The sequence below is a fragment of the Vreelandella sp. EE27 genome (genome assembly GCF_968206495.1).
In genome coordinates, this window is the sequence record NZ_OZ309109.1 from 1,164,259 (window position 1) to 1,175,966 (window position 11,708).

12 protein-coding genes and 7 tRNA genes are annotated in these 11,708 nt (G+C 58.2%); 13 read left to right on the plus strand and 6 right to left on the minus strand.

The genetic code is table 11. The annotated features are described in order from the left end of the window. Nucleotides 1–5 precede the first annotated feature (5 nt). The 4 genes from htpX to msrB form a co-directional block, all read right to left on the minus strand. Nucleotides 6–908: a protease HtpX gene (htpX, locus tag ACWHVV_RS05595; protein WP_447528187.1), complete on the minus strand. Its 903-nt coding sequence runs from the start codon at nt 906–908 to the stop codon at nt 6–8. A gap of 120 nt (nt 909–1,028) precedes the next feature. Next, nucleotides 1,029–2,291, minus strand: coding sequence for a pyridoxal phosphate-dependent aminotransferase (locus ACWHVV_RS05600; protein ID WP_447528188.1), 1,263 nt, complete (start codon nt 2,289–2,291; stop codon nt 1,029–1,031). Between the two features lie 31 nt (nt 2,292–2,322). After that, nucleotides 2,323–3,315: a ribosome biogenesis GTPase YlqF gene (gene ylqF / locus ACWHVV_RS05605; RefSeq protein ID WP_447928471.1), complete on the minus strand. Its 993-nt coding sequence runs from the start codon at nt 3,313–3,315 to the stop codon at nt 2,323–2,325. Between the two features lie 97 nt (nt 3,316–3,412). Further along, nucleotides 3,413–3,811 carry a peptide-methionine (R)-S-oxide reductase MsrB gene (gene msrB, locus ACWHVV_RS05610; RefSeq protein ID WP_447928472.1) on the minus strand — a complete coding sequence of 133 codons (399 nt, stop codon included), beginning with the start codon at nt 3,809–3,811 and terminating at the stop codon, nt 3,413–3,415. A gap of 406 nt (nt 3,812–4,217) precedes the next feature. Here msrB and ACWHVV_RS05615 point away from each other — a divergent pair. The 6 genes from ACWHVV_RS05615 (at nt 4,218) to ACWHVV_RS05640 (ending at nt 4,827) form a co-directional block, all read left to right on the plus strand. After that, nucleotides 4,218–4,293: transfer RNA gene (locus ACWHVV_RS05615), tRNA-Glu, on the plus strand. Nucleotides 4,294–4,315: 22 nt separating this feature from the next. Next, nucleotides 4,316–4,390 (plus strand) — tRNA-Gly (locus ACWHVV_RS05620). A gap of 81 nt (nt 4,391–4,471) precedes the next feature. Next, nucleotides 4,472–4,547 (plus strand) — tRNA-Glu (locus ACWHVV_RS05625). 23 nt (nt 4,548–4,570) lie between these two features. Beyond that, nucleotides 4,571–4,645 (plus strand) — tRNA-Gly (locus tag ACWHVV_RS05630). Between the two features lie 6 nt (nt 4,646–4,651). Next, nucleotides 4,652–4,727: transfer RNA gene (locus ACWHVV_RS05635), tRNA-Glu, on the plus strand. A 25-nt stretch (nt 4,728–4,752) separates the two neighbouring features. Further along, nucleotides 4,753–4,827, plus strand: a tRNA-Gly gene (locus ACWHVV_RS05640). Between the two features lie 186 nt (nt 4,828–5,013). On the opposite strand, the gene ACWHVV_RS05645 is transcribed toward ACWHVV_RS05640, so the two are convergent. After that, nucleotides 5,014–6,642, minus strand: coding sequence for a methyl-accepting chemotaxis protein (locus tag ACWHVV_RS05645; RefSeq protein ID WP_447928473.1), 1,629 nt, complete (start codon nt 6,640–6,642; stop codon nt 5,014–5,016). Nucleotides 6,643–6,908: 266 nt separating this feature from the next. Here ACWHVV_RS05645 and ACWHVV_RS05650 point away from each other — a divergent pair, with 266 nt between their 5' ends. The 7 genes from ACWHVV_RS05650 to ACWHVV_RS05680 all read left to right on the plus strand — a co-directional run bounded on the left by ACWHVV_RS05650 (nt 6,909) and on the right by ACWHVV_RS05680 (nt 11,303). Continuing rightward, complete coding sequence (locus ACWHVV_RS05650; protein ID WP_447928474.1) at nt 6,909–7,871, plus strand: ABC transporter ATP-binding protein; 963 nt, start codon at nt 6,909–6,911, stop codon at nt 7,869–7,871. Next, the gene (locus tag ACWHVV_RS05655) at nt 7,868–8,641 is read left to right on the plus strand and encodes an ABC transporter permease (RefSeq protein WP_447928475.1); all 774 of its coding nucleotides are present in this window, start codon (nt 7,868–7,870) and stop codon (nt 8,639–8,641) included. The genes ACWHVV_RS05650 and ACWHVV_RS05655 overlap by 4 nt, the downstream gene beginning before the upstream one ends. Before the next feature lie 15 nt (nt 8,642–8,656). Continuing rightward, a complete protein-coding gene (gene queF, locus ACWHVV_RS05660) occupies nt 8,657–9,490 on the plus strand; it encodes an NADPH-dependent 7-cyano-7-deazaguanine reductase QueF (protein WP_447895509.1) in 834 nt (277 codons plus the stop codon). 59 nt (nt 9,491–9,549) lie between these two features. Then, nucleotides 9,550–10,110: a nitroreductase family protein gene (locus ACWHVV_RS05665; RefSeq protein ID WP_447528194.1), complete on the plus strand. Its 561-nt coding sequence runs from the start codon at nt 9,550–9,552 to the stop codon at nt 10,108–10,110. A gap of 12 nt (nt 10,111–10,122) precedes the next feature. Further along, on the plus strand, nt 10,123–10,626 hold the full coding sequence (locus ACWHVV_RS05670; RefSeq protein WP_447928476.1) for a YiiD C-terminal domain-containing protein: 504 nt from the start codon (nt 10,123–10,125) through the stop codon (nt 10,624–10,626). A 93-nt stretch (nt 10,627–10,719) separates the two neighbouring features. Next, nucleotides 10,720–10,807 (plus strand) — tRNA-Ser (locus tag ACWHVV_RS05675). A gap of 142 nt (nt 10,808–10,949) precedes the next feature. After that, entirely contained in the window at nt 10,950–11,303 is a 354-nt protein-coding gene (locus ACWHVV_RS05680) for a hypothetical protein (RefSeq protein WP_447928477.1), read from the plus strand. A gap of 201 nt (nt 11,304–11,504) precedes the next feature. Here ACWHVV_RS05680 and ACWHVV_RS05685 read toward each other — a convergent pair whose 3' ends face one another. Beyond that, complete coding sequence (locus ACWHVV_RS05685) at nt 11,505–11,681, minus strand: hypothetical protein (protein WP_447928478.1); 177 nt, start codon at nt 11,679–11,681, stop codon at nt 11,505–11,507. Nucleotides 11,682–11,708: the final 27 nt, after the last annotated feature.

Below are 11,708 nucleotides of genomic sequence, written 5' to 3' on the forward strand. Positions count from 1 at the left end.
CCGCGCTACTGACGGTAGGCGGCTTCTTTGAGCGCGCGAATGCGTTCGTCCAGAGGCGGGTGGCTGGCGAAGAGTTTCTCCATCATCGAGCGGGTCTGGCCCTTGGTAATGGCCATGGCGCGCATGGTGTCCGGCATCTGGTCGGGCATTTCGGTTTCGGCTTTCAGGCGCGTTAGCGCGTTGACCATCGCGCTGGCGCCGGCCAGTCGCGCCCCGGCTTCATCGGCACGGTATTCGCGAAAGCGGGAAAACCAGGCAACGATCGCCGAGGCGATCAGACCAAATACGACTTCCGCCACCATGACCACCGCGAAGTAGCCAATAAAGCCAAGGCCGCCTTCGCTACCGCGGCTTTTCAAAAAGCCGTCGAGCAGGTGCGCCACGGCGCGGGCAAAGAACATCACGAAGGTGTTGACCACGCCCTGAATCAGCGCAAGCGTCACCATGTCGCCGTTGGCTACGTGGCCGATTTCGTGGGCCAGTACCGCGCGCACCTCGTCCGGGCGCATGCGGTTCAAAAGCCCCGCCGAAACGGCGACCAGCGCATCGTCTTTCTTCCAACCGGTGGCAAAGGCGTTGGACTGCTGGGCGGGAAAAATGCCCACTTCCGGGGTTTTGATGCCCGCTTCGCGGGAAAGCTCGGCGACGGTGTCCACCAGCCACTGCTCGGTCGAATTAGAAGGCGATTCGATCAATACGGTGCCGGTCGAGCGTTTGGCTAGCCACTTCGACATCAAAAGCGAGATCAGCGAACCCGCCATGCCGATGATGAAACAAAACAGCAAGAGGCTTGTAAAGTTGATCCCCTGGCCACGTAAGTAGCCCTCCACGCCAAACAGGCGCAGCGTAAAGCTTGCAACCAGCACCACCGCCAGGTTGGTGGCCAGAAACAGCATGATACGCATCATCGTCGTTCTCTCCCTTTAGGCTTGTCGAATCAAGTCTTTAAAACGGTTTTTCGATACGGTTTCAGGCGATGTCTAAAACCGTGCTGTTAGAGTCGTTTGCTGCCCGGCAGTTTCATGGCCTTACTGGCGGTAGCGGGATAAAAAGTTGGCGAAACGGTCCAGAGCGTCGCCGAGCTGGTCCGCCCAGGGCAGGGTGACGATACGCACGTGATCTGTATCCGGCGCATTGAAGGCGCTGCCCTGGACCAGCAAAATTTTCTCCTGAAGTAGCAAATCCAGGACCAGCTGCTGGTCATCCTTGATGTTGAAGATCGTCGGGTCGAGGCGGGGAAAGGCATAGAGCGCGCCCTTGGGCGTCACGCAGGAGACCCCGGGGATCGCGCTGAGCTTCTCCACGGTAATATCGCGCTGGGCCAGCAGCCGCCCGCCGGGCAGTACCAGGTCGTTGATCGACTGGTAGCCGCCCAGCGCGGTTTGAATGGCGTGCTGGGCCGGTACGTTGGCGCACAGGCGCATCGAGGCGAGCATGGTCAGCCCCTGAATGAAATCCCGGGCGCGCTGCTTGGCAAGCGTTCCGGAAATGGTCATCCAGCCCGAGCGAAACCCGGCGCAGCGGTAGCTTTTGGAAAGCCCGTTCATGGTGATCACGAGCTGGTCGTCGTCGGCCAGCGCCCCGGTCGCCGTATGCTCGACGCCGTCGTACAGAATCTTGTCGTAGATTTCATCCGAGAAAACCACCAGGTGATGCTCCTGGGCGACTTTCAAGACTTCCTTGACGACTTCCGGTGGATAGACCGCGCCGGTCGGGTTGTTGGGGTTGATCAGTACGATCGCCCGGGTACGGCTGGTGACCTTGGCACGAATATCGGCGATGTCCGGCGTCCAGTCGGCCTGCTCATCGCAGCGGTAATGAACGCCGTGGCCGCCGGAAAGGTGGGCCGAGGCGGTCCAAAGCGGGTAGTCCGGCGCGGGGATCAGGACTTCGTCGCCATCGTTTAAAAGCGCTTGCATGCACATCACGATCAGCTCGGAAACGCCGTTGCCGATGTAGATGTCCTCGATCCCCACGCCCGGGATATTTTTGCGCTGACACTCCTGCATGATCGCCTTGCGCGCCGAATAGAGTCCCTTGGAATCGCAGTAGCCTTGCGCCGTGGGGAGGTTGCGCATCACGTCTTGCAAAATCTCTTCCGGCGCTTCGAACCCGAAGGGGGCGGGGTTGCCGATATTGAGCTTCAAAATCCGTTGCCCTTCGTCTTCCAGGCGCTTGGCGTGGTCGAGAACGGGCCCGCGGATGTCGTAGCAGACATTATGCAATTTGTGAGATTTCTTGAGCGGCTGGGGCTCTGAGGGCTGCGATTCTACAGGCTGCGGCGTATCCATGAAGTGTCCCAAACTACCTTGATCAGTAGGGTTAGCGGTCAATAGGTCGTTCGCCATTATGCGCTGAGGGGCTTTCGCTGTCTGCGTCAATCTCGGCGTCATCGTGCAAAGGCGTGGCGGGAATGTCGTCCGGCGTTTCCAGCGTAATACGGCCAAGCTTGCCGTCGCGCAGCTCGTGCAGCAGCACCTCGGCACCGCGGTGTAGGTCGACCACACCACCGGCGCGCAGCCCGCCGCGTTTGGCGGCAATTTCTTTTAAAATCGCGTGGCCGTCAAAGCCTGCCAGGGCGAGAAAGTCCGGCCGCGCCGGGCCGTCGGCGTCCACGTCCTGAGGTTTTTCCGGCGCCTCGAAAACGGGCAAGTCCTTGAGCTTGTAGCGTGCGGTGAGCGCCTCGGGGTAGCGCTTGGCAAGCTCGGCGCTGGCGACGATACCGACATCGGTATACTCGATGGCGGTATCGCGGATCGCGCCGCTGGCGGCCAAGCGGTAGGCGCTTGCCTGGTCTTCGATCTTGGGCCAGAGCACTCCGGGGGTGTCGATCAGCGCTACGCGTCCGTCGATACGCACCTTCTGCTGGCGCTTGGTCACCGCGGGCTCGTTGCCGGTCTTGGCGATCTTGCGCCCGGCCAGGCCGTTGATCAACGTGGATTTCCCGACGTTGGGTATGCCCATCACCATCACGCGCACGTCGCGGTCGGCGCGTACGGCGCCGGCCAGGGTATGGCAAAGCGCGGGGATCTGCTTGAGCTCGCGGCTTTGCGTGGTGGTCACCGCCAGCGCCCGGGTATCTGCCTGGGCATCGAAGTAGTCGACCCACTCCTGGGTGCGCGCGGGGTCGGCCAGGTCCGCTCGGGTGAGAATCTTCAGCACCGGCTTGTGGCGTGTTAGCTCGGCCAGCATCGGGTTGGCGCTGGAGTAGGGCAGACGCGCATCGAGGACCTCGATGACCACGTCAATTTCCGGCAGCGCTTCCTTTATCTGGCGGCGGGCCTTGTTCATGTGTCCGGGAAACCAGCCGAGCATGGGTATCTCCTACGAGCTCAAACGTGAGGCAAAAAAACGGGCTGCCATTCTATCAGAATGCCAGCCCGTCGGGGCGTGCCGGGAAGCTCAGGCGCGCTTACTCGTTGGGATGAAACTCAAGCGATACCGAGTTGATGCAGTAACGAAGACCGGTGGACTCCGGCGGACCATCCGGAAAGACGTGACCCAGGTGGGCGTCACAGTGTGAGCAGACGACCTCGGTGCGGGTCATGCCGTGACTCGTGTCGCTGTGCTCTTCTACGCTGTGACTACCCAGCGGGCGGTCGAAGCTTGGCCAGCCGCAACCCGCATCGAACTTGTGCTCGTTTTCGAAAAGCGGCGCATGGCAGCAGGTGCAGTGATAGATGCCTTGTTCGTCGCTGACCTGGTAGTCACCGGTGAACGGGCGCTCTGTGCCTTTCTCCCGCGCCACCCGGTACTGCTCGGCGCTTAGCTCGCTGCGCCACTGCTCCGGCGATTTATCGATTTTGGCCATGGGCGCCTCCCTTTATGTATGACGTACAGCTGTGAAAAATTCTTGCCCGTCAATCAATAGGAATGGATCGACGGCTTATATCAGACCACCAACGGCGGTATGAGGTTCAGTTTAGGCTATAAGCGGCGCTTACCCAAACAGAGGGGGCGAGCACAGCACGCGCCGTTGTTTGAAGTAGTCGATTTGTGTTGGGTAAAGAAGCGTGTAGAGAAAGCGCAGGAGTAGAGTAAGAAGTAAAGGAGGAGGTTGCTTCTTGCCACGTGCGCTCGATACCGGGTTTTCCCCCGAGACCGTTCGGAGCCCAAAGCGCTGTGCTGAAAAGGAAAAGGTCAAATTGACGATGAGTGGCTTGACATAAAAACCTCCTCTGAGTAATATACGCGCCACCTCGACGAGGCAATGAAACGTCCCATTCGTCTAGTGGTCCAGGACACCGCCCTTTCACGGCGGTAACAGGGGTTCGAACCCCCTATGGGACGCCACTTCATCGTCAGGTATCGGAGTGCGGGAATAGCTCAGTGGTAGAGCATCGCCTTGCCAAGGCGAGGGTCGAGAGTTCGAATCTCTTTTCCCGCTCCAATTTGGTAGTGTGGTCAAGCAAGTGCCGGTCGAGAGCTGGAACGCCAGCCCGGTCGAATCTCTTTTCCCGCTCCAAGACGTGTCCCATTCGTCTAGTGGTCCAGGACACCGCCCTTTCACGGCGGTAACAGGGGTTCGAACCCCCTATGGGACGCCACTTCGATTGCGAAAATATGTGAAGCGGGAATAGCTCAGTGGTAGAGCATCGCCTTGCCAAGGCGAGGGTCGAGAGTTCGAATCTCTTTTCCCGCTCCAAGACGTGTCCCATTCGTCTAGTGGTCCAGGACACCGCCCTTTCACGGCGGTAACAGGGGTTCGAACCCCCTATGGGACGCCATTTCGCTGCAACATGCCAGTATTAAGCGGGAATAGCTCAGTGGTAGAGCATCGCCTTGCCAAGGCGAGGGTCGAGAGTTCGAATCTCTTTTCCCGCTCCAATTTAGATCCTTCGATCCCTTCTACGTCGTTTTAATCCAAAGATTTTATCTACCGCCCATCGGCGGCATTTTGCTGTGCGCGCGGTTTATACAATCGTACTCGGCTTTCTCTTCACCCTGCGCCGCGTCCGGGCCGTTGACCGGTCCGGACGCGGGTAGCTTCGCTAACGCTTGGCGGGGGCTGAACTAGCCCAGATGGAAGAAGTTGACGACGCCGTTGAGCGACTGGGAGCGCTGTTTCAGATCCTGTGCGGAGGTTGCCGTTTGCTGAACCATGTAGGCATTGTCCTGGGTGGACTGGTCAAGCTGGGCGATAGCCACGTTGATCTGCTCGATGCCTTGGGTTTGTTCGTGGGTGGCCGCGGTAATGTCTGCAAACAGGCCATTGATGCGCTGAATCTGCTGGTCGATATGCTCCATGCGCTCCCGGGCGGTCGTCACTTTCGAGGCGCCGTGGTCGACCTGAGCGTTGGACGTAGTGATCAATGTCTTGATCTCGCTGGCTGCATCGGCCGAGCGGTTGGCTAGCTGGCGCACTTCGCTGGCGACGACCGCAAAACCGCGGCCATGCTCGCCGGCCCGCGCTGCTTCTACCGAGGCGTTAAGCGCCAAAATGTTGGTCTGGAACGCGATGCTATCGATCAGCGTGACGATATCAGAAATTTTGGCCGCCTCGCTAATGATGGCCTGCATGGAGGTCTCGGCGTCACCCACGGCTTCTTGTCCGGCCTGGGAGGTTTCGCCAGCGCTTCGTACCAGCTCCTTGGCCTGCTCTACGTTATCGGCATTCAAACGCACGGTGGCAGTGACTTCTTCCATGCTGGCGGAGGTTTGCTGAATGGCCGCGGCCTGCTGGTCGGTGCGCGAGGAGAGTTCCTGATTGCTGTCCGCGATATTACCGGAATTGCTATCCACCGCGGCGCTGGTGGCATGGATTTCTTGCATGGTGGTGTGAAGCTTGTCGCGCATTTGCTGAATATCGTGCAGCAGGCTGCTGGTGTCGTTGGCGTTCAGCTCGACCCGGGCGGTCAAATCGCCCTGGGCGATACGCGAGACCACGTTGGCCGCGTAGTCCGGCTCGCCGCCCAGGCGGCGTAGAATCAGTGAGATCATGGCCCAGAAAGCAATCGTGACCAGCGCGCCGGCCACCAGACCGACCAGAATGGTCTTGAGCAGCTGCGCCATGATGGTCTGGCTAATGTCACCCATGAAAACGCCGCTGGCTACGTAAACGTCCCATGGGGTGTAGGCTTCGGCGTAGGTGTGCACCAGGGGCGTGGTATCACTGCCGCGGGCGAAGTTGGAGTAGTAGTCGGTAAAGCCGCTGCCGGTGCCGCGGGTATTGTCCAGAATCGCTTGAAAAAGCAGCGTGCCTTGCGCATCGGTGACCTGAGACAGGTCCTGGCCCCTTGGGCGCTTGGGATGCGCCATCATGTGTAAATCCCCGGACAGCACGAACAGGTAGTTGTCATCATCACCAAAGCGCACATCGCGGATGTTTTCAAAGGCCAGGGTTTTGGCCTCCTCCTGGGTCATCACTCCCTGCTGGGCCATTTCGTCGAAGTGTTCCAGGGTCGACATGGCGATATCCACCGCGGTGACCATGCGCTCTTCACGCTCGTGATAAAGCAGCGCTCGGCTTTGTAAGGCGTTGACCGTAATCATGATGGCGAGTATCAGCCATAGTACGCCTATGCCGATTAACCGCTGCCGACGCAGCGAAATGGCGGCCAGGCCGCGTTGGGTATCGTGAGGGCTCCGGTGGGTCGTTGAGTCTTGGGTGGTAACAGGAGGCTGGGCAGTCATGGTGCTCATTATGTGGCTTTCTCGTTTATGGTTGCTTATTCCCTTGCGCGCTAATCTTTATAACGCTTGGGTATAGACATAATGCTAAAGTATTAGGTCGACTTGCTTATAAGTTTGTGGGTTATCACAAAAAATTACGTTGCTGCCCGCCTGTCGCTTAATAGCGCCGCGCAGAGCACAGTGGTTGAAACAGTGGCTTGAAAAAAGCGCCTCGTGCCCCGATATGGTTGCCTCTAGCGTTTTTTGTGCCCCCTCTTTTGCTGACAGGACATTCCATGGCCGAACCGGCATTGTCTATCCGTGGCCTTACCAAGGTGTATGGCAACGGCTTCCACGCCCTCAAAGGCATCGATCTTGACGTCCAACAGGGCGATTTTTTTGCGCTTCTGGGGCCGAACGGCGCCGGCAAGTCGACCACGCTGGGCGTGGTGTGCTCGCTGGTGCAAAAGTCCGAAGGCAAGGTGTCCATTTTTGGTATCGACATCGATAAGGACTTTGCCAAGGCGAAATATCAGCTTGGCGTCGTGCCCCAGGAGTTCAACTTCAGCCAGTTCGAGAAGGTGCTGGATATCGTGATGGCCCAGGCGGGCTACTACGGCATGAAGCGCAGCGAAGCGCTGCCCCGCGCCGAGCAGCTTCTGACCGATCTGGGGCTTTGGGACAAGCGCAACGGCAGCGCGCGGATGCTCTCCGGCGGCATGAAGCGGCGCCTGATGATCGCCCGCGCCTTGATGCACCGGCCCAAACTATTGATTCTCGATGAGCCGACCGCCGGCGTGGATATCGAGCTCAGACGCAGCATGTGGGAATACATGCGTCGCCTCAATCGCGACGAGGGCACCACGATCATTCTCACCACGCACTACCTGGAAGAGGCGGAGAGCCTTTGTCGTAACATCGCCATCATCAATGACGGTGCAATAGTGCGCGACACCAGCGTCCGCGAGCTGCTGGGCGAGCTCGACACCGAAACCTTCCTGCTCGATTTGGCCGCGCCCATCGAGCACATACCCGAAATAGACGGTTTCGAGATCCAGCAAGTAGAGCCTTCTCAGCTTTCGTTGGCCATTCAGCGCGGCCAGTCGCTCAATACGGTATTCGATGCGCTAAGCGCCCAGGGCATCAGCGTGATTTCGATGCGTAACCGCGCTAACCGCCTGGAGGAGATGTTCGTATCAATGGTGGAAGGCAGCCAAAACTCGATCGATGAAAAGCGCAGCCCGGAGGCGACATCATGAATGCGACCCAAACCCTGATCGCGCTTTGGACGCTGGTGGTCAAGGAGATCAAGCGCTTTACACGCATCTGGCCGCAAACGCTCTTGCCGCCGTCCATTACCATGGCGATGTACTTCATCATCTTCGGCAACCTGATCGGCTCGCGCATCGGCGCGATGGACGGCTTTAGCTACATGGATTTCATCGTCCCTGGGCTGATCATGATGTCGGTGATCACCAACAGCTACTCCAACGTTGCCTCGAGCTTCTTCTCCAACAAGTTTCAGCGCTCGATCGAGGAGATGATGGTCTCACCGATGCCCAACTGGGTGATCCTCTCCGGCTTCATTTTGGGCGGCATGGCCCGGGGCCTGGGCGTGGGGCTGATCGTCACCGTGGTCTCGCTGTTCTTTACCCGGCTGAGCGTCGAGCATCCACTTTTGACCGTGCTGGTCGTCGTGCTGACCTCGGCGCTATTTTCCATTGGCGGGTTCATCAACGCGCTACTGGCCAACAAGTTCGATGATATCTCGATTGTGCCGACCTTCATTCTCACGCCGCTGACCTATCTTGGCGGGGTGTTCTACTCCATCTCGATGCTGCCGGATATCTGGCAAAGTATCTCCATGTTGAATCCGATTCTCTACATGGTGAACGTCTTCCGCTATGGCTTTCTGGGCGTGTCGGACATCCCGGTCGTTTGGGCGCTGGCGGCGATTTTTGCGTTCATCGTCGTGCTGTTTGGCGCTGCGCTGACCATGCTCGAGCGCGGTCATGGTATTCGCAGCTAATCGAAGGAGTCTTTCATGGCACATCGCCCGGATACGTTGGAACACGCGCCCCTGGGGCGCGATTCTGCCTACCCGCAGCAGTACGATGCGGGTCTGCTCTTTGCCATTGCCCGCGCCGCCAATCGCGCGCCGCTAGGCATCGATGACGCCGCGCTGCCTTTCACGGGGGCAGACGAGTGGTACGCCTTCGAGGTCTCCTGGCTCAATGCGCGGGGCAAGCCCGTGGTCGCCGTGGCCAGGTTTACGCTGCCCGCAAGCTCGCCCAACCTGATCGAATCCAAGTCCTGGAAGCTTTACCTCAATAGCTTCAACCAGACCCGTTTCGAGAGCCGCGAGGCGGTCATCGAGGTGCTGACCAGCGATCTTTCCCGCGTGGCCGGGGCAGCCGTTGGCGTTGAGCTTTTCGAGGTCGATGATCAGGCTCTCACGCCTTCACGCTTGCCCGGCGAGTGCCTCGACGACCTGGATATCGCCGTCGATGATTACACGCCGAGCGCCGAGCATTTAAGCGCGGGCACCGAGGTGGTCGAAGAAACGCTTTACTCGCATCTTCTAAAATCCAACTGCCCGGTCACCGGCCAGCCGGACTGGGGCAGCGTCATGATTCGCTACAAGGGCCCCAAAATCGATCGCGAAGGGCTTTTGCGCTACTTGATCGGCTTTCGTCAGCATCAGGATTTCCACGAGCACTGCGTAGAGCACATCTTCACTGACCTTAAGCAGCGTACAGGGCCTTCCGAGCTTTTGGTGCTGGCACGCTACGTACGCCGCGGCGGGCTGGATATCAGCCCCTGGCGGGCAACGCCGGGAATGGCGCCGCCCGGGTCGCTGCGTCTGGCAAGGCAGTAAGGCATTGCGCTAGAGTAGGGCGCTAACGCCCCCTCAAGGCCCAACCCAAGGACCGTAGTATGGATGCATTGACGCTTCTTCACGAGCGAAGCTCTATGGGTAAGCTCACCGAGCCCGCGCCAAGCTTTGAGCAGCTCGAGGCACTTTATCAGGCGGCGCTGCGCGCACCGGACCACCAGGAGCTTCGCCCCTGGCGATTCATCGAGTTCAGTGGAGAAGGGCGCGAGCGTTTGGGCGAGCTATTTGCCGAGGCGGAGTTCCAGGAAGACCCCAGCGCTACGGACGACACCCTGAGCGCCGCCCGCCAAAAGCCGCTGCGCGCACCGATGATCATCGCGGTCATCGCAAGCGTCACGCCGGATATTCCCAAAGTGCCCAAAATGGAGCAGGTGATTTCCGCGGGCTGCGCCGCTCACGGCATCTTGCTGGCCGCCCATGCCTTGGGGCTGGGGGCGATGTGGCGTAGTGGTAAGTACGCGTTTGATCCGGTCGTGCGTAAAGGGTTGAGCCTGGCGGAAGACGACGAGGTCGTGGCATTTATCTACCTGGGCACCCTCGGTGGCCGTCACAAGCCGCTGGCGCAGCATGACACTGCTAATTTTGTCGAGCGCTGGAGCTAGGGAGCCGGGCGCATGAGCAAATCACGTAAGCCCGGGATACCTTACCCTCGGTTAGCGCTTCCCGAGCAGGGCAGGGAAGACCTTGGCGCCTTTCAGCAGTGGCTAACCGAGGCGATTCCCATGGTCGAATCCCTTGGCCTTAAGCAGATGAGCCAAAGCAACGGCCATCTGCTTTGGGAGCTTGCGCTAACGCCTTCGCTCAACGATAAGGGCACCGGCTTTGGCGGGGCATTGACCGCGCAGGCCACTCTGCAGGGGTGGTGCTGGGTCACACTCTGGCTTCGCCAGCAGGGTCTATCCCGCGACGTCGTGGTGGCCGATGCCGGCCAGAAGTTTTTAGCCCCGGTGACCGACGACTATCGCCTCATTTGCAAACCCGCCAAACCGGAAGGGGCAGAGGAGCTTGCCGAGCGCCTTGGAGCCCGCGGCAAGGGCCGTATCGCGCTGGCGCAAGAGCTTTATTGCCACGACGTTCTCTGCTTTCAAGCCACCGGCACCTACGCAGTTCTGGCTTGATTGCGGAAAAGACTTGCCATTTAACGTCTTAGCGCATAGAATACGCGCCGTTCTATAGGGAAAGGCAACGCCTTGCCCAAGAGCGAAAAATGCGGAGGGGTGTCCGAGTGGTCGAAGGAGCACGCCTGGAAAGTGTGTAAGCCGCAAGGCTTCGAGGGTTCGAATCCCTCCCCCTCCGCCAATATTTCTTAAAAACCAGCCACTTACGGCTGGTTTTTTGTTGTGCCCACCATCCAGTCCACCATTAACGAAATGCTTGTTCTGGCTAAGAATCATTGGTATAAATTCCTAAGAAAAAATTTATCCTTTGTTAAAGGTGTTTTATGAAAAAGTCTGTATCACCACTATTCTTGGCGATATTGTTTGGCCACAGTACAGCGGTGCTGGCGGGTATAAGTGATGAAGAGCATCGCTTATGTGCTGCCTCTGGCGATATGGCTGAGGGAGCTATGATGCTTCGATATGATGGGAATAGTCAGGAGGAAACGTTGGAGTTTTTCTCTGAGGCGAGTGAAGGGTTTAGCTCATTTAATGGAGTTAAACTTGAAACAATGGTGGCTGAAGCTTACCAACGTCCATACCATCGTTCTGCTTCGCAACAACGTGCAGAGGCAGACGACTTTGGGCGCGTTTACTATGAGGGCTGTGTGAGAGTTCGAGAGCATCAAAGCCGCTAAATAAAAACCAAGTCAAGCTCTTTGTGCATGAATAAGTTAATACGTTACTTACCCTCCGCCCCCCACCCTTATTTTTAAATATATCGATGTATTAAAGTAACCCTTGAGCTAGCGCGCGAAAATTTTTGAAATTTTCAGTTTGACCAGTTTAATCACTTGGTCTTCGTCCCCCGCTACGTGGTGGTAAGGAGAGAGGATCACTCAAAAACATAATGGTGAGAGGGACTGATTAAACTGATCAAACTGCATCTCATCACTTCCTAAGTCCATAAACAGGTAAAAGCTAGAAATAAAAAATGAAAAAACCGCCACCGAGTTTACGGTAGCGGTATCTTGGCTGCCTCCAGACCCTAAACGTTGTGCCAGTGGCTTAACCATTGTTGTCTCGTCATTGGTGTGGCATCA